Origin of the sequence: Chloracidobacterium sp. (assembly GCA_016711345.1) — a bacterium.
In the GTDB taxonomy this organism is placed as follows: Bacteria; Acidobacteriota; Blastocatellia; order Pyrinomonadales; family Pyrinomonadaceae; genus OLB17.
Map to the genome: position 1 here is coordinate 2,394,339 of JADJTD010000001.1, position 24,093 is coordinate 2,418,431.

General features: G+C 50.5%; 21 protein-coding genes. 20 read left to right on the forward strand and 1 reads right to left on the reverse strand.

Features of this window, described 5'->3' with window-relative positions; all coding sequences use genetic code 11:
- Positions 1-2 precede the first annotated feature (2 nt).
- The 8 genes from IPL32_09860 to IPL32_09895 all read left to right on the forward strand — a co-directional run bounded on the left by IPL32_09860 (position 3) and on the right by IPL32_09895 (position 8,134).
- Positions 3-335: a hypothetical protein gene (locus IPL32_09860; GenBank protein ID MBK8466125.1), complete on the forward strand. Its 333-nt coding sequence runs from the start codon at positions 3-5 to the stop codon at positions 333-335.
- 120 nt (positions 336-455) lie between these two features.
- A complete protein-coding gene (trmFO, locus tag IPL32_09865; protein ID MBK8466126.1) occupies positions 456-1,808 on the forward strand; it encodes a methylenetetrahydrofolate--tRNA-(uracil(54)-C(5))-methyltransferase (FADH(2)-oxidizing) TrmFO in 1,353 nt (450 codons plus the stop codon).
- Positions 1,805-2,377: a hypothetical protein gene (locus IPL32_09870; protein ID MBK8466127.1), complete on the forward strand. Its 573-nt coding sequence runs from the start codon at positions 1,805-1,807 to the stop codon at positions 2,375-2,377. Before trmFO ends, IPL32_09870 begins: the two co-directional genes overlap by 4 nt.
- Positions 2,377-3,126 carry a sulfite exporter TauE/SafE family protein gene (locus tag IPL32_09875; GenBank protein ID MBK8466128.1) on the forward strand — a complete coding sequence of 250 codons (750 nt, stop codon included), beginning with the start codon at positions 2,377-2,379 and terminating at the stop codon, positions 3,124-3,126. Before IPL32_09870 ends, IPL32_09875 begins: the two co-directional genes overlap by 1 nt.
- Positions 3,127-3,840, forward strand: coding sequence for a phytanoyl-CoA dioxygenase family protein (locus IPL32_09880; GenBank protein ID MBK8466129.1), 714 nt, complete (start codon positions 3,127-3,129; stop codon positions 3,838-3,840).
- Positions 3,830-4,894, forward strand: a complete 1,065-nt coding sequence (locus IPL32_09885) for a VWA domain-containing protein (GenBank protein ID MBK8466130.1) — start codon at positions 3,830-3,832, stop codon at positions 4,892-4,894. Before IPL32_09880 ends, IPL32_09885 begins: the two co-directional genes overlap by 11 nt.
- Positions 4,895-5,806, forward strand: coding sequence for a tyrosine recombinase XerC (locus IPL32_09890; GenBank protein MBK8466131.1), 912 nt, complete (start codon positions 4,895-4,897; stop codon positions 5,804-5,806). It begins immediately after the preceding gene.
- Positions 5,807-5,869: 63 nt separating this feature from the next.
- Positions 5,870-8,134, forward strand: coding sequence for a S9 family peptidase (locus IPL32_09895; GenBank protein MBK8466132.1), 2,265 nt, complete (start codon positions 5,870-5,872; stop codon positions 8,132-8,134).
- Positions 8,135-8,137: 3 nt separating this feature from the next.
- On the opposite strand, the gene IPL32_09900 is transcribed toward IPL32_09895, so the two are convergent.
- Positions 8,138-10,432 (reverse strand): transglycosylase SLT domain-containing protein, encoded by a 2,295-nt coding sequence (locus IPL32_09900; protein ID MBK8466133.1) that lies wholly within the window; start codon positions 10,430-10,432, stop codon positions 8,138-8,140.
- A 124-nt stretch (positions 10,433-10,556) separates the two neighbouring features.
- Between IPL32_09900 and IPL32_09905 the strand changes: the two genes are divergently transcribed.
- The 12 genes from IPL32_09905 to IPL32_09960 all read left to right on the forward strand — a co-directional run bounded on the left by IPL32_09905 (position 10,557) and on the right by IPL32_09960 (position 24,084).
- The gene (locus IPL32_09905; protein ID MBK8466134.1) at positions 10,557-12,665 is read left to right on the forward strand and encodes a VWA domain-containing protein; all 2,109 of its coding nucleotides are present in this window, start codon (positions 10,557-10,559) and stop codon (positions 12,663-12,665) included.
- A 3-nt stretch (positions 12,666-12,668) separates the two neighbouring features.
- Positions 12,669-13,784 (forward strand): o-succinylbenzoate synthase, encoded by a 1,116-nt coding sequence (menC, locus tag IPL32_09910; GenBank protein ID MBK8466135.1) that lies wholly within the window; start codon positions 12,669-12,671, stop codon positions 13,782-13,784.
- Positions 13,777-14,145 (forward strand): hypothetical protein, encoded by a 369-nt coding sequence (locus tag IPL32_09915; protein ID MBK8466136.1) that lies wholly within the window; start codon positions 13,777-13,779, stop codon positions 14,143-14,145. Before menC ends, IPL32_09915 begins: the two co-directional genes overlap by 8 nt.
- Positions 14,142-15,830: an energy-dependent translational throttle protein EttA gene (gene ettA, locus IPL32_09920; protein ID MBK8466137.1), complete on the forward strand. Its 1,689-nt coding sequence runs from the start codon at positions 14,142-14,144 to the stop codon at positions 15,828-15,830. The genes IPL32_09915 and ettA overlap by 4 nt, the downstream gene beginning before the upstream one ends.
- Positions 15,831-15,873: 43 nt before the next feature.
- The gene (locus IPL32_09925; protein MBK8466138.1) at positions 15,874-17,187 is read left to right on the forward strand and encodes a DUF2254 domain-containing protein; all 1,314 of its coding nucleotides are present in this window, start codon (positions 15,874-15,876) and stop codon (positions 17,185-17,187) included.
- A 12-nt stretch (positions 17,188-17,199) separates the two neighbouring features.
- Positions 17,200-18,051, forward strand: a complete 852-nt coding sequence (locus IPL32_09930) for a hypothetical protein (GenBank protein ID MBK8466139.1) — start codon at positions 17,200-17,202, stop codon at positions 18,049-18,051.
- A 197-nt stretch (positions 18,052-18,248) separates the two neighbouring features.
- On the forward strand, positions 18,249-19,595 hold the full coding sequence (locus IPL32_09935; protein MBK8466140.1) for a cytochrome ubiquinol oxidase subunit I: 1,347 nt from the start codon (positions 18,249-18,251) through the stop codon (positions 19,593-19,595).
- 10 nt (positions 19,596-19,605) lie between these two features.
- Positions 19,606-20,640 (forward strand): cytochrome d ubiquinol oxidase subunit II, encoded by a 1,035-nt coding sequence (gene cydB, locus IPL32_09940; GenBank protein ID MBK8466141.1) that lies wholly within the window; start codon positions 19,606-19,608, stop codon positions 20,638-20,640.
- Positions 20,641-20,834: 194 nt separating this feature from the next.
- On the forward strand, positions 20,835-21,386 hold the full coding sequence (locus IPL32_09945; protein ID MBK8466142.1) for a hypothetical protein: 552 nt from the start codon (positions 20,835-20,837) through the stop codon (positions 21,384-21,386).
- A gap of 9 nt (positions 21,387-21,395) precedes the next feature.
- Positions 21,396-21,764: a transcriptional regulator gene (locus IPL32_09950; GenBank protein MBK8466143.1), complete on the forward strand. Its 369-nt coding sequence runs from the start codon at positions 21,396-21,398 to the stop codon at positions 21,762-21,764.
- Between the two features lie 9 nt (positions 21,765-21,773).
- Positions 21,774-22,241 (forward strand): hypothetical protein, encoded by a 468-nt coding sequence (locus IPL32_09955; protein ID MBK8466144.1) that lies wholly within the window; start codon positions 21,774-21,776, stop codon positions 22,239-22,241.
- 94 nt (positions 22,242-22,335) lie between these two features.
- Positions 22,336-24,084: a DUF4173 domain-containing protein gene (locus IPL32_09960; protein ID MBK8466145.1), complete on the forward strand. Its 1,749-nt coding sequence runs from the start codon at positions 22,336-22,338 to the stop codon at positions 24,082-24,084.
- The last annotated feature ends 9 nt before the right edge of the window (positions 24,085-24,093 follow it).

The following is a 24,093-nucleotide window of genomic DNA, read 5'->3' on the forward strand; positions in this document are numbered from 1 at the left end:
TTATGGAAACAGCATTAGACAAACTAAAACGAATAACGGCCTGGGACGCAGAGCCGACACTTTCCGAGGATGATCTCGACGCTATTTTGGCGGTAGCAGCTTTGGTGGATATCGACGGCTTGGTTCCTTCTGACGAGGAATGGAAACCAACCTACGACCTAAACGCCGCTGCTGCCTCCGCGTGGCTGGTCAAGGCCGCACGAGCAAGTACTCTAACCGAGGTCGATCCGCCGGAATCGGGCATCTTCACGTCAAAGGTCTTCGACAACTGCCGAGCAATGGCCAGGATCTACGCCGCGAAAAGGAATGCGTCAATGTCACTAAATACTGGCTAAACTTTATATATATGTCTAAGCATATGTATTATTTGAGATTTGAACGCTGATCGAGCGGACCAGGCGAATCGGCTCGATCAGCGTTCTATTTCAGGCCCGCCGTGTTAAAATCACGCATAAATGCGTAACTCTGAACAAATGTATGTGATCGGCGGCGGGCTTGCGGGCGTCGAAGCGGCTTGGCAGGCGGCGGAATGCGGCGTTAAGGTGCGGCTTTATGAAATGCGGCCCGTTTTGCAGACGCCCGCGCATCGGACAGATCAGCTTGCCGAGATCGTCTGCTCAAATTCGCTCAAGACGGATGAGCCTGGATCGGCGCCATATCTATTAAAAGAAGAACTGCGACGCGGCGGTTCGTTGGTTTTGGAAGTTGCGGCGGCAACGCGTGTTCCTGCGGGCAATGCTTTGTCGGTTGATCGGATAAAGTTTGCGGAGATGATAACAGAGCGCATCGAAGCACATCCGAACATCGAGCTAGTTCGCGAGGAAGTTACAACGATCCCTGATGATGGGATAACGATCATCGCGACCGGGCCGTTGACTTCGGAGGCTTTTACGAAAGAGATCATGCGCTTTACGGGCGACGATCAGCTTTATTTTTATGATGCCATCGCACCTATCGTCGCGGCGGACTCGATAGATATGTCGATTGCGTTCAAGGCGGCTCGCTACGGCAAGGGCGGCGACGATTACATCAACTGCCCGATGTCGCGTGAGGAGTATCAGGTATTTTTTGACGCGTTGGTTGAAGCGAAATCTGTTCCGCTAAAACGTTTTGAAGAAACGCACTGGTTTGAAAGCTGTCTTCCTATCGAAGAGATCGCCCGGCGCGGCGTTGATACTTTGCGTTTTGGCCCGATGAAGCCAAAAGGGTTATACGATCCTCGAACTAATGCTGAGCCGTACGCCTGTGTGCAACTCCGACAGGAAAACCTGATGGCCGACGCTTATGGATTTGTCGGCTTTCAAAATCACCTGCGTTACGGCGAACAGGAACGCGTGTTAAAGCTGATCCCTGGTTTGCATAACGCAGAGTTTCTACAGTTCGGTCAGATACACCGTAATACGTTCATCAACAGCCCGAAAATACTGAACGAAACGCTTGCGACACGCGCCAACCCGCATCTCTTCTTCGCCGGCCAGATCACCGGTGTTGAAGGCTACGTCGAGTCCGTCGCGACCGGCTGGCTCGCCGGGCTGAACGCCGTGCGAGTGCTTCGTGGTGAGCCTATGTTGACCGCTCCGACAACCTCGGCCATCGGAGCGCTTTGCCGCTACGTTTCAAACGTGGAGACAAAGAATTTTCAGCCGGTAAACATCACATTCGGCCTCCTCGAACCGCTGTCCGTCGAACTGCGTAAAAAATATCGCAACAAACGCGAACGGCATATGGTGCAGGTCGAGCGAGCTTTGAAGGATTGGGATGAATGGATTGCAAATATGAATATTGAAACTTTGGAGGCAATTGGATGACAACAATAGTAGCAGTAAAAAAGAATGGTTTCGCAGCGATCGCGGCAGACACGCTTACATCTTGGGGAAATGTTACAGAATCCGCAGTTCACGTTACCAACCACCAGAAGATTGTTGCCTATGAAAGTAATTATTTTGGCATCACCGGTTCGTCGGCGCTCAAAGTTATATTTGAACATTGGCTTTCTAACACAACAAACAAGCCGAATTTCGATAGTGTTCAGAACATATTCAGCTCATGGTTGGCGTTCCATGAGCTATTAAAGAGCGAATATTTCGTTAGAGAATATGAAGATGAAAAAGATCCGTTTGAATCTTCGAGAGTGAATCTTCTGATAGCGAACCCTTACGGCATATTTGCTGTCGGTGCTTTGCGAACGGTTATTGAATACAACACCTTTACTGCATTTGGGAGTGGCTTTGACATTTCACTTGGGGCTATGAGGGCACTGTATGATAACGAAACTGCAAGCGCCGAATCGATCGCAAAGAGAGCGATCGAGATTGCGGCGGAATTTGATGACGGAACAGGCCTTCCACTGAACTGCTGTACGGTCAAATTGAAGTAATGGAATTTTCGCCTATCCTCATAGTTGCCGCAATCCTCATCGTCGCCGCGATGTATTCGTCGGTGGGGCATGGCGGGGCTTCGGGGTATTTGGCGGTGATGGCTCTTCTTGGCGTGCTGCCGGAGGTTACGAGGCCGACGGCGCTTGTGCTGAATCTTTTTGTGGCGTCGATCGCGACTTATCAATTTTGGCGAGCCGGATATTTTTCGTGGAGAATATTCTGGCCGTTTGCGGCGGCTTCGATACCGGCTGCGTTTATCGGTGGGATGATAAGCTTGCCGACCAACGTTTACAAGATCATGCTCGGCGTGGTGCTGATGCTAGCGGCACTGAGGCTCGCGTGGAAGCTTAAGGCAGGCGTAGAAGCAAAACAGCCGAACATCCTGATCGCCCTCGCTATCGGAGCGGTGATCGGTCTTTTGTCAGGGCTTGTGGGGGTTGGCGGAGGCATTTTTTTAACACCGGTGCTGTTATTGGCGAACTGGTCCGAGACAAAGACCGCGTCAGGCGTTTCGGCGGCTTTCATACTTGTGAATTCCGCTTCGGGGCTTTTAGGTAATGCGCTTCTAGGCAAAGGAGCGCCGCTTTCGTCATTGCCAACCAACGTATGGTTCTGGATCGGCGCGGCGGTGATCGGCGGATTGCTTGGCTCAACATTAGGCTCGAAAAAGTTTGATTCATTAACGATGCGAAGAGTGCTGGCCGCAGTGCTTTTGTTCGCCGGCGTCAAACTTGTCTTTTTTGTGTAGATGCAAGCCAACGATCTAAAAGAACAATTCGATACGAAAGGATTTTTAGTAATTCCGGACGTATTAGACCATGAAACCGTTGCCGAGTTAAAAGAAACTCTGTCAAGAGTGTCGTTAAACGCGTCAGTGAAACATCGTAAAGGTTCTGTTTTTGGTGTTCGCAATTTGTTGGGTTTAGTTCCAGAGCTTGCGAAATTTGTAAAGGGAGAAATTATCCAAAATCTTGCGACTACGCTTTTGGGGGACGAACCCAAAATTGCACGTTCGATATACTTTGATAAAACCGCGAATGCAAATTGGAAGGTTCCTTGGCATCAGGATCTGACTATCGCCGTCAAAGACAAACGTGAGGTTCCGGGTTTTGGCCCGTGGACCAAAAAAGCCAATGTCTGGCATGTTCAGCCGTCGATCGATTTCTTACATCCGATGGTGACGCTTCGATTTCATCTGGATGACACTGACGAAACTAACGGTGCCCTCAAGGTCATTCCGGGCTCGCAAACTAAAGGGCGGTTGTCTGCTAAAGAAATTCAAGCAATTCGAAAAGGAAACGAATTTGTCATTTGCAGCGTCAAATCAGGCGATTGTCTTGCGATGCATCCTTTGCTGCTGCATTCGTCAACAGTTAGCTTGCAGCCGCGGCACAGACGGATCATTCATCTTGAGTTTTCGTCGGCTAAATTGCCAGATGGGTTGGAATGGTATGAGATTTAACTCATTACTAATATTAATTTCTGTACTCGGGGTGCTTTCTGCTTCTGCGCAGTCGGGCCGCAGAAAACCGAGCCCGACGCCCACGCCGAACATTAATATCAGCGGGCCGTCGGTTAAAAATCTTCCGGCGCAAACGGCTACACCTGCTCCAGCATCGACGCCTAAGGTTGGCTCACAAGAATCGGACGAGATCATCAAAGTTAACTCCGTACTTGTGCCGATACCTGTTTCGGTTTTGGACGCAGCGGGCAAAGCGGTCACGAATCTTAAGCTCACTGATTTTGAGTTGAAGATCGACGGCAAGGTCGTCGAGATTGATGACCTTGCGCGAAGCGAGACGCCGATACGTCTGGCGATGCTGTTTGATAATTCGTCTAGCGTTCTGATCGCCCGCGATTTTGAAAAGGAAGCCGCTGTGAGATTTTTTCGCCGAATCATCAGACCCGACAAAGATAAAGCCGCTTTGTTTTCCGTAGCGGACAGCACACGGCTGGAACAGCCGATCACATCAAACGTAGGCTTGCTTACGCAAGCAATAGATCTTTTTCCCGAACCTAAAGGAGCAACTGCTTTGCTCGACGGCATTGTTGAGGTCGCCGACTATCTCAAATCGACGAATGGCCGCCGCGTCGTTGTGATCGTCTCGGACGGTGAAGATACTTACAGCGACCTGAAAACCACGCTCGAAGACGTGGTCAAAGCATTGCAGATAAATAGCTGTCAGGTCTATGTCGTGAAAACAAAGGATTTTGAGAATTACAAACGAACCGGTGAGCGGAGCGGTAATGCCAATACGCGAGCTCTTACGGCCGAACGACGGATGATCGAGATCACACAGCAAACTGGCGGAGCAGTCTATTCTCCTATCGACGAAAAGGAAATGAACGCCGCATTTGACCGCATCTCGGCCGAGTTAGCGCAGCAGTATTTTCTCAGCTACTACCCTGACGAGTCGGCAGATAAAGGCGGTGAGTTTCGTGAGATATCGTTGTCGGTCAAGGGAAAGAATTTAAGCGTTCGCACGAGAAAAGGTTATTATGTTCCGAAGAAGTAGATGTTTTCCGAACACTTAGCTCAATTCCTGCAACACCTCAAATACGAGCGTAATTTGAGTCCGCATACGCTGCGTAATTATGCGAGCGACCTTGAGCAATTTCGCCAGCATTTATTTGGGGTTGAAAAGCGTGAGGATTTTCCTGTTGAGCAGATCGACCGGTTGACGATTCGCGAATGGATGGCGTCGCTGCATGGTGACCATAAGAAAACTTCGGTGGCAAGAAAGCTGGCGAGCCTGCGCACTTTTTTTCAGTTTCTGGTTCGCGAAGGCAAGCTCGAATCAAATCCTGCAAAGCTAGTTGCCACGCCAAAGATCGAACGAAAACTCCCGAATCATCTTTCTATCGAGGACGCCGTGCGGTTTATCGAAACGCCGGATGTCAACACCGATCTTGGCAGACGTGATCGCGCGATATTAGAGTTTCTATATGCGACTGGAATTCGCGTCGGTGAACTCGTCGGTATAAACATTGCCGATGTAGATTTTCGCGAACGTATGGTCCGTGTTACCGGCAAACGTAAAAAGCAGCGCATCGTTCCCTTTGGTGATCCGGCAGCTCAAGCATTACTGCTCTATCTGGAAGAGACGCGCGGCACGTTTTTAGAAAATTGTCCTATCACGCAGCGCGATGCTAGTGCATTATTTCTAAACTATCAAGGCACGCGGATCACAACGCGTTCGGTCGGACGGATGATCGATAAATACATAAAACTGTGTGCAGATATTCACGACATTTCGCCGCACAGTTTGCGGCATACATTTGCGACGCACTTACTAGATCAAGGCGCCGACCTCCGAGACATCCAGGAACTCCTCGGCCACGCGAGACTTTCAACAACGCAGATCTACACGCAGGTTTCGATGGAAAAAATGATCGAGGTTTATGACAGATCTCATCCTAAGGCATAGCAAAACTCCACCATTTTCGTTTATACTTTGCCTAAGATCTTCGCAGTTTTTTGTTTTAAGAATATGAAAAAAATCCAATGGTTAGTTGTTGCCGTAATTACGTTTTCGGCTGTCGCATTTGCTCAGGACAAGCTGCTTACGCTCGACGATATTTTCAATCCAGATGCCGCGAAACGGGTGCGGTTTGGCGGGACGCAGGTTTTTGTGCAGTGGTCGCCAGATGGGAAGTCGTTTAAACAGACTGTCAATGGAAGATTGATGCGCGTCGATGCGGCGACGGGTCAGGCGGTGCCGTATTATGACAGCGGTTCGTTGGCGAATGCCTTGATGCGTGTCGGCCTGAAGGCGGACGAAGCAAATGGATTGGCAAACTCTGCGGGACTGCATTTCAATGCTGATGAAACTTCTATACTGATCAACAATGCGAAGGACCTTTGGTTTTACGATATTTCCAGCCGCACGTTAAAGCGTCTTACGAACAACACCGCCGAGGAAAAAGAAGAAGACTTCAGCCCTGACGGCAAATTGGTGAGCTTCGTTCGCGGCAATAATCTTTTTGCCATCGATGTTGCAAAGGGCGGCGAAAAGCAGCTCACGCGTGACGGACGCGAGGGCGACAAGGCGATCTACAACGGCTACCTTGATTGGGTTTACGAAGAAGAGCTTTACGGACGCGGACAGAAACGCGGTTACTGGTGGTCGCCGGATTCAAAATTTATCGCATTTCTCCGGCTCGACGAATCACCGGTGCCGAAGTTCACGTTGACGAACGACGTTCCGCAGCCTCAGGAAGTCGAGACGACATCCTATCCAAAAGCAGGCGATCCAAACCCGATAGTTAAGCTGGGCATTGCCAATGTTGGTAAGACTTCGTTCGTGCCAAATGCCGGAAAAATTCCCAAGGTCGGTGACAAATTGCCTCCGTCACTTCTTCGTGTTGGTGACGCTGTGAAGTTTGTTGACACTTCGCAATACAAGCCGGACGATCTGCTGATCGCTCGTGTTGCTTGGGCACCAAACAGTCAAACCGTTACTTTCCAGGCGCTCAATCGCGAACAGACATATCTCGACCTGAATGCTGCAGCACTGGACGGCAAGGTCAGGAAGCTCTTGACCGAAGAGTCGCCCGCCTGGGTCGAGGTCTATGACAATCCTGAGTTTTTCGCCGATGGCAGCTTTGTGTGGCAGTCGGCGCGAACCGGATGGCGGCACCTTTATCGTTACAATGCAGCAGGACAGCTAATGAACCAACTTACGTTAGGCAATTGGGAGGTGCGTTCGCTGCATGGCATGGATGAAAAGACAGGCTGGATATATTTTTCTGGGACAAAGAACAGCCATATCGCTGAGAATGTCTATCGCGTCAGCCTTAGTGAAAACGAAGTTCAGCGGCTCTCGGACGGCAACGGCTGGCACTCGGCATCTTTTAATAGGGACTTTTCACAATTCGTCGGCTTTTCGAGCGACGCAAGCACACCTTCGCAAGCGAGGCTCATTAAATCAAACGGAACACTGACACGCGTTATCAACGAGAACAAGGTCGATGTGTTGTCACAATACAAATTGAGCAAGCCTGAATTTCTCAACGTAAAAACGCGCGACGGTTTTGAAATGGAAGCGATGATGATCAAGCCGTCCGATTTTGATCCGTCAAAAAAATACCCAGTGTTTCAATACACTTATTCAGGGCCACACGCTCCGTCGGTTGCAAACCGCTGGCAGGGCAGCAGGATGATGTGGTTTCAAATGCTAGCGCAGAAAGGCTACATCGTCTGGGTTTGTGATAACCGTAGTGCGAGCGGTAAAGGCGAAGAATCCGTCTGGCCGATCTACAAGCGAATGTACGAACTCGAACTTCGTGATCTCGAAGACGGAGTGAATTATCTTAAATCTTTGCCGTACATTGACGGCGAGCGCATCGGCCTGCACGGTTGGAGCTACGGCGGTTCGATGACGTCGTATGCTATGACGCACAGCAAAGCATGGAAAATCGGCATCGCCGGCGGCACCGGAACTGATTGGAGGCTTTACGATTCGATCTACACCGAACGTTACATGATGACGCCGCAAAACAATCCTGAAGGCTACGACCGAACATCGATAGTCAAAGCCGCAAAAAATCTCTCAGGCAAGCTGCTGCTCATCCACGGCCAGATCGACGACAACGTCCACATGCAAAACACGACCCAGTTCATCTATGAACTACAAAAAGCCGACAAACAATTTGACCTGATGATCTACCCAACCGCCCGCCACGGCATCACAAACCCAGCCCAGGTCAAACACTGGTACACAATGATGACGGAGTTTATTTTGAAGAATTTATAAATACTACTCTCCACGATCATCGATATTGATATCTGGATATTCTGCAACGAATTCCTCGTGCGGCTTGCTGTCGATCTCGCCGCGTAAAGGCCGAGTGCCAACGTTTTGTTTGAAATTGCCGGATTCGTCGTAGAGGCGGCGGTATTGGGCGGAGTTGCGTATGACGCCCTGAACGTAGCCTTTCGTTTCTTTGAAAGGGATGGCTTCGACAAATTCGTCCATTTCGGCGGGTAAAGTCGCACGCCATTGCGGAACGCGGCCGGGGCCGGCGTTATAAGCAACGGCCATGTATTCTATGCGGCCAAATTTGGCAAGCTGGTCTTTCATATAAGCCGTGCCGAGCTCGATATTAAGTGGCGGCTGATAGAGAGAATCGGACGTGACCATCGAGGTTTTAGAAACGTATTTTTTTGCCATCGACTGAGCTGTCGGCACGAGAAGCTGCATCAGGCCGAAGGCATTTGCGTGTGAACGCGCTTGCGGATTAAATACGGACTCCTGCCGAATTAGACCCGCGACTTGATAAGGGTCAAGCTGCCGTTCGCTGGCCCAGTATTTGATCTCAGCCCAGTTTAAGAGCGGATAGAAAACTTCCCATTCCTCGCGACCCATTTCCTCGGGAAACATCTGAGCGTAATCGGGGTAGCTTTTGGCAAGAGCGAGCAGGGCGTTTACGTTGTCGCCTTTTAATCGGTAGTGTTTGGCGAGAGCGAGATTGATCTTCGGGCTTTTTTCGGCGGTTTTTTTTGCTTCCTGAAGTTCGTCGATCGCCCAATCAAACAAGCCGATCGTGCTTAGCTCTTCGCTCTTTTCAGTTCGAGCAACTTCCTTTTCGATTGCCGTCTCAGCCGCGACTGTGACCGTTTTGAGATTGGCTATCGCTTTTGTGACTGTGGGATCGACAGCGGTGTTTGTACGGCAATTGCCTTGATTTTTTAATGTCGTCAGACGGCCAAATGCCAGATAGCCATACCAATTCGCCGAGTAGCGATAGATCACAGCGTCGTAAAGAGCACACGCCTCGTTTATCTTGCCGGAGCGTTCAGAGTCTCTTGCGGCCCAGTAACCGGCTTTGCCTCGGCTAGCAGTGTCTTTATCCGCATAACGTGCAAGGTGGTCGATGAACATTTGCGACGAAAGGGCAAAATTCTTGTTTTCATGCTGCATCCAGGCGGTTTCAAATTGCGCCTGAGCAACCTCGACAGCGTTGGGAAACGCGGCGACAGCCCTATTTAGAAAATAGGCTTCGTCGGTTCTATTTTTGGCATCACGAGCCGCAAAACCAGCGTCGATGAAGGTTTTGGCGACAAGTGTTCCGTATGGAAACCTTTGCTTCATTTCATCAGCGGTTGAACGGGCCTGCGGCCACATTTTTGCCTTTGCATAGCCGAGGACGAGTTGCCGGTGAGCTTCTTCGCGCTCCTTGGATGATTCGGGTAGCGAATTGAGTGCGGTTAGAGCATCCGGCATTTTGCCGGAGTTTGCCAGTGCGGTCAGTCGTTTTAGTCGTGTTTGCGGCGTAGCGGCAGCGGGGAAATTTGCAGCCAGATCGCTATAAGCCGATGCGGCGTCTGCGAAACTTTTAGCGTTAAATAATTTCTCCGCTCGAGCCAACTGTTCGTCGCTGGTCTGTGGAGTTAGCGGCTGTGCCAACGACGTCAATTTAGTTTCGGCTTCCTTTGCCGCGGTCGAACCTGCTGCAAAGAAATATGTGCGCCGATAGTATTTTATGGCGTCGGCTTGCAAGCCTTGCGCTTCGAAAGCCTTTGCCGTGAGAAGCAATGCGTCTGCGTCATTTTTCTCAGTTAAGTCTATAAGGAAAGGCGGAATATCTATGGCTCGGCTCGCCGAGATCGCTGAAGTCGCCCACGCCAATTTCGCATCACGAACTCTTATAAAATCAGGAAAATTACGAATCAAAGTTTCAAAGGCTTTTGCAGCATCTGCATGATTTCCGGCTTTTTGCAGAGCTTGTCCGCGCAGCCACAAGGCGTGATCGGCGAGCTTAGTTTTCTTTGCGAAAACATCTGCGTTCAATATCGCTGCCGCGCCTGTGAAATCACCATTGTCATAGCGAATGCGGGCATGGAGCAGCTTTGCCAGAGCGCCTGTCTTTTTACCGGCAAACCGCGATTCAAGCCCGGCCACAAAATCTTCAGGAGGCAGCTTACCGTTACGGGTCATTTCACGAAGGCTTCGCAAAGCCTGTTCTTCGTTCTGCTGTGCGGAACAGCCGACGGTGAATAAAACAGCAAGTAATAAAAAGGATACGCCGAGGCGAATAGATCTTTCGAACATAGTAAATATCAGATGCAAACAGCGGGGCAAGTGTTTATCGGGTGATCGGGCTTGGGCTACATTACTTTCAAACAAACTCAAACCGTAATATCATAACAAACATCTAACTTTAGAGAGAATAGATATGAAAAAGGCGTCGTTAATTTTTATATTCACGTTTTTGTTTTCGACTGCGGCTTTTTCGCAAGGTGCAAAACCGGCACAGTCTGCTACGCCGCCCGAAGATAATGATGTCGTAAAAATATCGACCAGCATGATTCAGATCGATGTTTCGGTGAATGATTCGAAAGGTAAGGTCATCATTGACCTTCGGCCTGAAGAGATCGAGATCTACGAAAACGGCGAAAAGCAGAGGATCACAAATTTCTCATTCATTTCCAGTGTAAAGACCACCACCGAAACACCAAAAGTCATTGATAAAAATGCGATCCCTGTGCCGCCGGTTGCGCTCAGGCCGGAGAACGTTCGGCGGACTTATGCGCTTGTGGTTGACGACCTTTCACTGTCGTTTGAGAGCGCGTATCAGACGCGCAGAGCGTTAAAGAAATTTGTTGATGAACAGATACAGGAAGGCGATCTGGTCGCGATCATTCGCACCGGCGCCGGCATCGGCGCTCTGCAGCAATTTACTTCGGACAAACGCATACTTTACGCGGCCATTGAAAAAGTTAAATGGAACGCGCAAGGCAGTGGAGGCATTAGCGCTTTCGCACCGATCGATGCTACTCCGGATACTTCCCTTCAAACCGATCTGTCTGAAACGCTTGACGATGCTGAACTGACGACAACGGGTACTGGCCTAACTCTCGACGATTTTCGCACCAGTGTTTTTGCTACCGGCACGCTCGGCGCTCTTAGGTACATTGTCACCGGAATGAGCGAATTGCCGGGTCGCAAATCGGTGATACTTTTTTCGGACGGCTTTAAGATCTTTGAGACAGACGCGAACGGGAATCAAGAAAGCGGTCCCGTTTTTGATTTTCTGCAGCAGCTTGTTGATGTGGCAAATCGAGCCTCAGTGGTTTTTTATACGGTGGACGCTCGCGGCCTGCAATACACAGGCTTTACCGCGGTGGACAATATTTCGGATACAAGCCCTGACTCAATGAATGCGTTAAGCCAGGACCGCCGTGACGAGCTTTTTGACACGCAGGAAGGGCTCAGCTTTTTGGCGGAAGAAACCGGCGGCCTCGCTATAAAGAACAACAATGATCTAAGCAGCGGCGTTCGCAGAATACTGAACGATCAAAGTTATTATCTGATCGCTTACGAACCGGACTCAGACACATTCGACGCTACAAAACGCAAATTCAACAAGCTCGATGTCAAGGTGCTGAGAAAGGGAGCGACAGTGCGTTACCGAAGCGGATTTTTCAATGTTGCTGACCGTTCAGAAAAACCCGTTTCCAACTTGCCCCCGGTAGCGCAGCTCGAAACTGCGCTGGTCTCGCCTTTCGCTGTCAGCGGCATCAACATGCGGCTTAACGCTCTTTTTGGCAACGACGAAAAAACCGGATCGTTCGTTCGTTCGCTGCTTCATATCGACGCGAACGATCTGAAATTCACCGACGAAAAAGACGGTACGAAAAAGGCCGCCATCGACGTGTTGGCGATGAGTTTTGGCGACAACGGGCAGATCGTCGATCAGCTGGCAAAAAATTATTCGCTCATTTTAAAACCGGATGCGTATCGTAAGGCCGTCGCCGAAGGAATCATTTATCAATTTGCGTTTCCGGTCAAAAATGCCGGAGCTTATCAATATCGTGTTGCGATCCGCGACACACAGGGCGGTAAAATTGGTTCTGCCAGCCAGTTCATAGAGGTGCCGAATCTCAAGAAAAATAAACTTACCGTGTCGAGCATCGTTCTCGAAAATATGACCAACGTGTCAAATCCCCTGTCGGACACTGCACTCCGACGAATAAAAGCAGGATCGCTGCTTAGCTATAATTATTTTGTTTATAACGCAAAACTAAACTCTGCAAAACTGCCGCAATTGCAGACAAAGATCCGCATTTTTCGAGATGGCAAACTTATTCTCGATGGTGTGCAAAAACCGCTCGCTCTTCGCGGCCAAACCGATATGCGGCGCCTAAGAACGCGCGGCGGCTTGGCGATCGGTGACAAATTTATGCCCGGCGACTATGTCCTTCAGGTCGTCGTCATTGACGAACTCACGAAAGCCAAACAACTGATAGCGACGCAGTTTGTGCAGTTCGAGATCGTGGGGTAAGACATGTTTACTATCCGCTCCGTCGAACTCATCGAGATCAACATGCCGCTTGTCCATTTTTTTGAGACGAGCTTTGGCAGAACGTATGAGCGGCGGATAGTTCTGGTACGTGTCGAGGATACTGACGGCGGCGAAGGCTGGGGCGAAGTAACGTGCGGCGAGACGCCGTCGTATTCGGACGAATGGACAGACTCGGCGTGGGTGACGATAGAGAAAATTCTCGCCCCGATGGTCGTCGGAAAGACGGTTGAAAAGGCTGCGGATGTCTGGAATGCTTTTGCTAAAGTTCGCGGCCACCGAATGTCGAAGGCCTCTATTGAAACAGCCTGTTGGGATCTCGAAGCCAAAAAACTCGGCATCCCGCTTTGGCGGCACATCGGCGGTGTGCTAACTGAGATAGACTGCGGCGTTTCGATTGGCATTCAGGACAGCCTCGAAAAGCTCTTTGAAAAAATACAAACAGAACTCGAAGCCGGTTACCGCCGCATCAAGATCAAGATCAAGCCCGGCTGGGATTACGATGTCATTAGACAGGTTCGTGAGCATTTTGGCGATATTCCGCTGATGGGCGATGCGAATTCGGCTTACACTCTCAATGACATCGAGCTATTTAAAGGCATGGACGAATTTGGCTTGATGATGTTCGAGCAGCCGCTCGCTCACGACGACATGCTCAACCATGCTAAATTACAAAGAGAGATTAAAACGCCGATCTGCCTCGACGAGTCGATAAAATCACCCGACGACGCACGCAAAGCCATCGAGCTAGGCGCGTGCCGTATCATAAATGTTAAACTTGGCCGCGTCGGTGGTTATACCCAGGCAAAGCAGATCGAAAAGGTCTGCAGCGAAGCAAATATTCCTGTCTGGTGCGGCGGAATGTTGGAAAGTGGCATCGGCCGCGCCCACAACATCGCGATGTCAACGCTCGCCGGATTCACGTTGCCTGGCGACGTTTCGGCAAGTAAGCGTTATTGGGACGAAGACGTTATCGAGCCGGAAGTTGAGGTTTCCCCTCATGGAACAATAACTGCTCCCAAAGGATCGGGAATCGTTTTCAAGGTCCGAACGAATACAACCAATAAACTGGCAAAGCGGACGGTGACAATCGATGCGTGATAATCACGATGGCATGATGGAGTTCCTCGATGCTTTCGAAAAAGAGGATCATTTCTTCACGGTCGTTGATTTTCGATCAAGGAGATTTCAGTTTGGGGTTTGGCAACCCGGTTATCGAACCTTACGGAAAGTACTGCAACTCCGCCCCTTCGACATGATGCCGGGACGAAAATATAGATACTTTTACGCGGGCTCCGGCAAGAGAGGGGGGCAGGACAATTTTGTTATGTGGATTCGAATCGAGCTTGATCGTGATGCGACAAAAGAGGAAGTGGCAATTCCGAAAGATTTACATGCAAACTTGCTTTGGTTTAGTAGACTGGAGACCATCGAGGAAGCAGCATATCTAGAAATTATATGAGTACACCAGAACCAAACAAGATCATCTTTTCGATGGTCAAAGTTTCAAAATTTTACGATAAGAAACCTGTCCTTAAGGACATTTACCTTTCGTTTTTTTACGGCGCGAAGATCGGCGTGCTTGGGCTGAATGGCTCGGGTAAATCGTCCTTGCTGCGGATAATCGCGGGCACGGACAAGGAATTTAACGGTGAGGTTGTTTTTTCGCAGGGCTATTCTGTTGGCTATCTCGAACAGGAGCCAAAGCTCGACGAATCGAAGACGGTCAAACAGATCGTTGAGGAAGCAGTTCAAGCGACGGTTGACCTTCTCAAAGAGTACGAAGAGATCAACGCGAAGTTTGCCGAGCCGATGGACGATGATGCGATGAATGCACTTATCGAGCGTCAAGGCGCGGTGCAGGAAAAGCTTGATCACGCTGATGCATGGGACTTAGACTCGCGGCTTGAGATGGCGATGGATGCGTTGCGATGTCCGCCGCCGGAGACGATAGTTAAAAACTTGAGCGGCGGAGAAAAGCGCCGCGTTGCTCTGTGCCGTCTGCTGCTGCAAAAGCCTGATATTTTGTTGCTAGACGAGCCGACAAATCACCTTGACGCCGAGACGGTCGGGTGGCTCGAACAGCATCTGCAAAAATACGAAGGCACGATCATCGCCGTTACGCACGACCGTTATTTCCTCGACAACATTGCGGGTTGGATACTCGAATTAGATCGCGGTGAGGGAATTCCGTTCAAAGGAAACTATTCGAGTTGGCTCGAGCAAAAGGGCGAGCGTCTCGCGCTGGAAAAACGCAGCGAAGACAAGTTGCAAAAGACGCTCGAACGCGAGCTTGAATGGATACGAATGTCTCCGAAAGGCCGCCACGCGAAATCGAAGGCTCGTATCAACGACTACGAAGCGATGGTTGCGACGGAATCAGAAAAGCATGCTGACGACCTCGAAATATACATTCCGCCCGGCCCGCGGCTCGGCGATATCGTCATCGAGGCGCACGGCGTTTCGAAAGGCTACGGCGACACGATCCTATTCGAAAATCTCGAATTCTCGCTGCCAAAGGGCGGCATAGTCGGCGTTATCGGGCCAAATGGCGCCGGTAAGACGACGCTGTTCCGGCTCATCACCGGGCAGGACACAGCCGATTCCGGTTCGTTCAAAGTTGGCGAGACGGTCAAACTCGGGTACGTTGATCAGTCGCGCGACAGCCTCGGCGGCGAGAAAACGGTTTTTGATGAGATCGCCGACGGGCTCGATAACGTTACGTTGGGAACGCGAACAATGAACGCACGGACATACGTGTCTAAATTCAACTTCTCGGGCGCTGATCAGCAGAAATTTGTCGGTCACCTTTCGGGCGGCGAACGCAACCGCGTTCACCTTGCTAAGATGCTAAAGACCGGTGCCAACGTGCTGCTTCTCGATGAGCCAACTAACGACATCGACGTGAACACGATGCGTGCGCTCGAAGAAGCTCTCGAAAACTTTGCCGGCTGCGCCGTTGTAATTAGTCACGACCGCTGGTTCCTCGATCGCATCGCGACGCATATTCTTGCGTTCGAAGGCGACAGCCACGTCGAATATTTTGACGGCAATTACAGCGAGTACGAAGCAGACCGCAAACGCCGTCTCGGCCACGACGCCGACCAACCGCATCGGATCAAGTACCGCAGTTTGACACGAGCCTAGTTCGTTAGAGATGACCGTACGACGCAGCAGAGACCGACGGCCGGTGCCGATCCGAACAGACCGTGACCGGGCGATACTGCTCGTTTCTATACTAGCGGTATTCTTGATCGGCTGGGGGTTATTCATCAATACGCGATCCGTTTTCGCGCAGGCGGAGCCCATGATGCGTGCGGCTTTGGGCGCTTGGGTCTCCATCGGTGTGACGATTTTGGTGACGACCTTTTCATTCGTATTCGTCGCTCTGTCATTGGTATCGGTGCAATTTTCGCCGCGGATCGTGCGGCATTTTTGGCATCGCGATAGGTTTCGAGCGTTGTTTCTTTGGTCCTCGATCGCTGTTTGCGCCTTCTGTTTCGTGGTCCAGTTCACCGAAAATTCGCCACTGCATGCCCTCGGTCTATTTCTCGGAGCATATCAGACGTTTGTTTTGTTTCCATTGTTTTTGGGCTACTTGGCGGACAATCTGAATGCCGCCACGATAACAAAAAGCATCGCCGACCGGACCGTCGCCGAGATTGATGGCGTTTACGATCTTGTGCCGGACGATTCTGCGAGGGAGGTTGCAGACGGCACGATAGTTTCGGAACGAAGCGGATTTCTTGAGAAGATCGACGCCGACCTGCTGGTACGAGCCAGCGAACGTCTCGCAAATACTCATCCGGAAAGTTTGATACGCGTCACGAATTATCTGGGCAGTTTTGTCGAGGTTGGTTCGTCATTGGCTACGATCGAGCCGCCGGTTCCTATCGACAGTGAGCTGGAAACGTTGATCAGAAAGAGTTTTTCGATTCAGAAATTTCGCAGTTTTGATCAGGACGTCGAATACGGAATCAGGCAGCTTGTCGATATCGGCATCAAAGCTATCTCCCCTGCGGTCAATGATCCGACGACGTGCGTCAATTGCATTCATTATCTGGGCGTTATCATTAAAGAACTTGCTACGCGCGATCTCGATTCGAAGATAGCGAAGGATGTCGCAAAACACCGTGTTATCATCAAAGAGCCGAGTTTTGAGCAGTTTGTCGATGATGCGTTCGATCAGATATTTCATTTTGGGCGACGCGACCATGTCATCGTCCGTACGCTGATCGGCTCGTTGGCCGAGGTCACAACAGCTGTCGGTGACGAGAAAAGACTGCGGATCTTGGTCCGTGAAGTTGCGGAAATGGAACTTTCTGAGCTGTCGAGGCCCGACGGCGAAACGGCCTTCGAAACGGCCGAACAGCGAAACTATCTTCGCAAATCGCTCGTAAGATTTTATAAGACCGCAGCGATACGAGCCGAGGCCATCGGCGAAACGGCACTCGCCGCAGAGTATCTGGGCATACAGCGTGGCTATGCCGATGCCATAGAATAGGATTTTTGGCCGATGAAATCTGCCGTCTTTTATTTCATTGCTGCAGCAATCCTGGGAGCCTCGTGTTCGAAACCCGTCGAACCGCTGGCGAATGCGAAATTCGTCACTGCGTCGCCCCAGTTGCAGTCTCGAACCGTTGTCCCGACGCCCTCAATCCCAAACCTTCAAACCGAACTGTTCGACGACCGAAATAAAACGACCACGTCACCGATAGGAAATTTCGATTTCAAAAACTACACCTACGAACTTCCGCGCGGCTGGCAAAATCCTGACGGCACGGCTGATTTTACTTTGACAAACGGACGCGTTGCACCAGTCGAAGGCAAGGTCATTAAAGAAGACATGACCGATGAGGAAAAGGCCGAAGTGAAATTGGGTCGCCGCATCGGAATGTCGTATGTCACGACAAAATTCATCGACGTGACTGGCGACGGACAGGATGAAGCGATCGTCATCTTAAAGGTCGAGACGGCAGGTGCGGCGATACCGCAGATCGTTTATATATTTGATTGGAAGGACGGAAAGCCTGAGTTGTTATGGCCGTTTCGCACCGGTGATCGTGCGGACGGCGGATTAAAGGACATCCGTTTCGAAAACGGCTTACTCGTTATTGAACTCTACGGCCAGGATCGTTTTCTTCTCGGCCAAACCGAAACCGGCAAGATAACCGGCGACGAAGAACAACTCTGCTGCCCAACGCATTGGACGCGCTCATTCTACAAATGGAACGGCAAGAGTTTCACCATGCAGGGCAAGCGCCTGACCTATTCCGTGGCCGCTCCATCGGAGCCGCCTACTGAGAATCTTGGCGACAAGGTGAACGTGAGGCTTGAGAGGCAAAGTATACGCCGCAGCCACAAATAGAAGTGCGAAACATCTCAGGTTCATAGTGATTTTTTAAGTACGTTGATTTAGACGCTCGCGATCCGCGGAAGGTCGCAATTTTATCCCGCCTTGTGACACTAGTCACTTTCAAAGTATATTATGCGAATTATGCTAAAAAGCTAAGGCGAATATTGATTATGACAGCTCCGAGCTGTTGTTTTTTCTAAAGAGTCATCATGGAAGCCAACACACTTGCGCGTATTCAATTTGCGTTTACAATTACCTACCATTATTTATTCCCGATGCTGACGATGGGGCTCGCACCGCTGATCGTCATTTTCAAGACGCTGGCGATATCGAAAAAAGACGAACGCTGGAACGAGATAGCACGATTTTGGGGCAAGATCTTTGGTATCAGTTTTCTTTTTGGCGTCGTTACAGGCATTCCCATGGAGTTTCAGTTCGGTACGAACTGGGCGGTGTTTTCGAAGTTCGCCGGCGGCGTGATCGGCCAGACACTGGCGATGGAAGGGACGTTCGCTTTCTTTCTCGAATCGGCTTTTATTGGCCTATTTCTCTTCGGTGAGAAACGGCTCGGGCAAAAGCTGCATTGGCTGTCGGCATTTCTGTTATTTGTCGGTACATGGCTCTCGGGCTGGTTCATTATCGCGACAAACGCCTGGATGCAGCATCCCGTTGGTTACGAAACCATGCCTGACGGTTCGGTCCAACTGACCAGCTTTTGGTCACTCGTTCTGAACGAATGGGCCGTCTATCAATACATGCACAACATGGGCGGAGCCGTCGTCGTCGGTTCGTTTGCCGTGTCCGCTCTTGGTGCGTTCTACATTCTTTCGAAGAAAAAGGTCGAATACGGCCGGATGTTCATGAAGGTCGGTGTCGTCGCGGGTTGTATCAGCAGCATCTGGATGCTCTTTCCGTCCGGCGACCATCAGGGCAAGATGATCGCCCAACATCAACCCGTCACACTTGCTGCGATGGAAGGCTTGTTTGAGACCCAAGACGGAGCTCCGATCGCCCTCATCGGCCAGCCCGATATGGAAAAAAAACGGCTCGATAATGCTATCCATATCCCGAACATGCTCAGCTTTATCACCTATCAGCGATGGGACGCCAAGGTCAAAGGCCTGAACGAGTTCCCGAAGGAAGATCACCCGACCAACGTGCCGCTCCTCTACTACAGTTTTCACATCATGGTCGGCCTCGGCACGATCTTTATTGCGATTATGTCGATCTCCGCTTTTTGGCTGTGGCGAGGCTGGCTGTTTGACGCAAATTGGCTGCTCTGGATATTGATGCTCAGTTTTCCGTTCCCTTTCATTGCAAATACGGTTGGCTGGGCAGTTGCCGAACTCGGACGCCAACCTTGGCTCGTTTACGGCCTGATGCGGACTGAACACGGCCATTCTCCGTTGGTCTCGGGCGGCAACATACTGTTTACGTTGCTCGGTTTTGCCGGAATGTATACGATCCTGTCGCTGCTCTACATATTTTTGATGCTGCGTCGGATCGAGCACGGTGCCGAAGAATTGGGAGCTGAGATCACGCCGGAAACGGTCTAAGGAGGACGAAATGGAAACATTTTGGTTTGGGATAGTCGCGTTTATGCTGGTCTGTTACGTCATTCTCGACGGTTTTGATATCGGAGCAGGAATTGTCCACTACTACGTCGGCCGCAATGAGCGGGAACGTGCCGCCACCATCAGTGCCATCGGCCCGGTGTGGGACGGTAACGAAGTATGGCTGCTGGCTACCGGCGGAACGCTTTACTTTGCATTTCCGGCGCTTTACGCAGCGGGTTTCAGCGGATTCTATCTGCCGCTCATCATGGTCCTGTGGCTGCTGATAATGAGGGCGACCGGCATCGAACTGCGGCACCAGCTAAATAATCCGCTGTGGACAAGCTTTTGGGATTTTGTATTTGCGCTTTCAAGTGTCCTGCTCGCGATTTTCTTCGGGGCGGCACTCGGCAACGTCATTCGCGGCGTGCCGCTCGATGCGACCGGTTACTTTTTTGAGCCGCTGTTCACACATTGGGGAACGACTGGGGAAACAGGCATCCTCGATTGGTTCACCGTGCTTTCAGGTGTCGTCGCTTTCGTCGCATTGGCGATCCACGGGGCGAGTTATTTGGCGATCAAGACCGAGGGCGATATGAACGCACGTTCACGCAAGGTCGTGAGCGTCGGCTGGTTCGCATTGGTGATCGTTACAATTCTAAGCCTCGCGGCAGTAATGAGCGTGAGGCCAACGCTGCTCGATAACTATTTCTATCTGCCGATCGGCTGGCTGATACCGTTAGCCGTCGTCGGGTCGCTGATCGCGGTCAAGTACTTCAACGCCAAGGGCAATGACAAAGGAGCCTTTATCGCGTCGTCGGTCTATCTCGCAATGATGCTCGGTGGTGCCGTTTACGGGCTGTACCCAAACGTATTGCCCGCACTCGATCCGCAATACAGCCTGACCGTGCACAACGCCAAAGCAGGTGCCTACGGCCTCGGCGTCGGCCTGATCTGGTGGACGATCGGCATCATTATCGCTCTCGGATATTTCATATTTCTTTTCCGAACATTCAAAGGAAAAGTTACTCTCGACGACCCACACTAGATCAGGATCCTCTTTCTCCATGAGAATTTCGGCGGCCCTAAAAGGCCGCCTCTTTCTATATTTATACTTTATAATATAAAGTACTTGACAAACGAAATTACTTGAGATATTCTTGTTTCACTATGGCGAACAATCAAGCTCTCCGAAAAGATGACGACTCACCAAACGCGGCGGTAAATCTCGGTGACCGTGCCATCGACAACCTTCAATTTATACGCGAAACGATGGAGCGCTCGACGGCGTTTACAGCTGTTCCGGGCTATGGTGGAATTTTGATGGGCGTTACGGCGTGTGTTGCTGCTTATATTGCAAACCTGCAGGTTTATCTTGTCGATTCGCTCACCGTCTGGCTTGTCGAGGCGTTTCTCGCATTTGCTATAGGCCTGCTTGCGATGTGGCAAAAATCGAAGATCGCGGGTCAATCGCTCGTTTCCGCTCCGGCGAAAAAATTCGCAATGGGTTTTGTGCCGCCGCTCGTTGCCGGTGTTATCGCCGTGCTCGGTTTGTGGAAGTACGGCCACTATTACGAAATGGCCCCGGTTTGCATGCTCGCATACGGCGCAGCGGTCGCAAGCGGTGGAGCGTTCTCGGTTCGCGTAATTCCCGTGATGGGCTGGTGCTTTATGGTTCTGGGAGCCGTTGCATTCGCACTGCCGACAAATTACGGCAACCTGATGATGGCACTTAGCTTCGGCGGGCTTCACATAATTTTCGGAGCGATCATCGCGAAACGCTACGGCGGTTAAAGAATTTCAATGGCAAAGAATTTAGCATTAAAAAAAGAAGAAAAAACACGCGGGTTGACGGTCGCACGAGCGGCTGAAAAAGTCTCAGGCGAACTCGATAAGGTCATTCACGAACGCATGCGTCTCGGCATCATCAGCGCACTCGCGGCGAATGAAAAACTGAGCTTTACCGAGCTGAAAGATCTGCTTGCAACATCAGACGGCAACATCTCAGTTCACGCACGCAAACTCGAAGAGGCCGGTTACCTGACCTGCGAAAAATCGTTCAAAGGCCGCATGCCGCTCACCGAATACAAGATCACAAAAGAAGGCCGAAAGGCTGTAGAAAGGTATCTTGATCACATGGAAGCGTTAATCAACGCCATGAAGAAGGCATAGGCGAAAGAAATGAAGGCGATCTTAGTAGCAGTTGGTTTAGTGGTGGGTTTAGTCATTGGAATAACACTTGGGGCTATTGCAATGCATTTTCTTTACTCACCGATTTTCGGCGAGACACCAATGAATTTTCAAACGATTTATTTTCCGAATATCAATAGGAAAATCTACACGGTTGCTCGCGTATGGGGCATAACTGGCGATCATGAAGAGGTGCGTTTATGTTCCGAGCCTTACGAGTTTGGGAAAAGAGATCAGACCGATCAATGCGTTGTATTTCATACGGAAAGAATTTTTTACAAAAAGGATGGAGCTTCGGGCTTAATTGTTTTCGCACCGAGCTTTTCCATATCACCGACTAATAAAGAAATGATCGGTCCGATAAAAATCTCAACAAAAAGCTTGAAAAACTTCGAAGAGATAAACGATTACGAACAAAATTTTGAGAACTACGGGTTAATGACAATTGCCGCTCCATAAGGAGTGGACTGGTGGTGCCAGTGGTTTTAATGCTTCTATGCGAAGAACACAATCAAGTAATTGCTCGATGTTATAGCAAGATAGGTTTACGAAAATGAACGAACGAACAAAAACTGGTTTAGAGATATTACAGGTAGCGGCGGTGCTTGGTGTGCTGGGCGATGTTTTGTTGCGGCAGACGCCTTGGGGATTGAATGTGCTGCTGTTTAACCTGGCGTTTGCGGGCGGAGTGTTGACGCTGCTTTGGCGTCATGCTCCTAAGCGCTTAAATACACAGACGTACGCGCTGCTCGGAGCATTGGTGTTTTTCGCATCGATGTTTGTTTGGCGCGATGCGATCGAGCTTCGCGTCGCTGATACGTTCGCTATCATTGCGATACTCGGCGTACTCATTTTGCCGACGCTGAAAGTAACGGCGAAGGTTGCTGGTGTGTTTCAATACGCTGTCGGCGTCGTTTGGGCAGCCTTGAATTCCGTGTTTGCTCCGTTTGCTTTACTAGCCAGCGATATTGGATGGAACGAGCTGCCGATGAACGGCTGGCGAAAACAAGCTTTTGCCGTGTTTCGCAGCCTGCTGATAGCGACGCCGTTGATCCTCATTTTTGGCGGCTTATTTATGGCCGCAGACGCTGTCTATGACGGCTGGGTGCGAAAGATCCTTAATCTTGATTTCGACATTGTGCTTTCACACGGAGCGCTGTTCGCATTGTTCGCGTGGCTGACTGCCGGGTATTTTCGAGGGGCAATTTTTTCCGGAACGGCGCCGGTTGTCGTGCCGTCACTTTCGATCATCGACACCGCTGCGGCGAAAACCGATGAGAGCAAAGTGGATAAATTTCGTGCAGAATCAGGCGAACATCCAGTCGTCTTGCCGGACAACAAAACGGTCGTTGAGTATATAAATACATCCGATGCACCGAATGTTGAGGCAGAAACAAAAACAGATGATTCGTCCGCAAAGAAAACAACTTGGACATGGGCCAATATCGACAATTCGATCGCTCCGGGCTTTACGCTTGGCACGGTCGAGGTTGGCGTCATTCTCGGTCTCGTAAATCTCCTGTTCGTCAGCTTTGTGATCTTTCAGGTGCCGTATCTTTTCGGCGGAATGGAACTCGTGCAAAACACGCCCGATTTCAAACTCGCCGAATACGCCCGTCGAGGCTTTGGCGAACTCGTTGCCGTATCGGCGCTCGTTCTGCCGATGCTGCTTGTCGGCCACTGGCTCATCCGCAAGGAAAACCCATTCACCGAAAAGCTGTTTCGCATACTCGCAGGCATTCAGATCGCCCTCTTGTTTGTGATCATGGCTTCGGCAGTCCAGCGGCTCGTTCTATTGACCGGCAACCTCGGCTACGGAATGACGACGATACGATTGTATCCGCTCATCTTCATGACGTGGCTGGCGATAGTCTTTGTGTGGTTCGGCGTGACAGTCCTACGAGGGGCCCGCAAACATTTCGCGTGGGGAGCGTTGTGGTCAGCATTCTTTATTCTCGGGGCGACTCACGTGTTGAATCCTGACGAGTTTATCGTAAAGACTAATATTGCGCTTATGCAGCAAGGTAGGGATTTTGATGCAGGTTACAATTCGCAGTTGAGCGATGATGCTATTCCGGTGCTGTTGGATTCCTTTGAAACCATTTCCGGCGACGATCAACTGTCAGTTATTCGCCGGATTGCCAGACGCTACTGTGAAAAGCAGGAAGAGGGCGACCTTCGAAGTTGGAGTTATTCGCGTTGGTTAGCGCACGGGATGGTAAATTCAAACGAACAGTTGGTGGCCGAAATCGGAAACTGCCGTTCCGAGAGCTTTACTTACCCTAACCAAGATGATTTCTGAAGCAGTGGA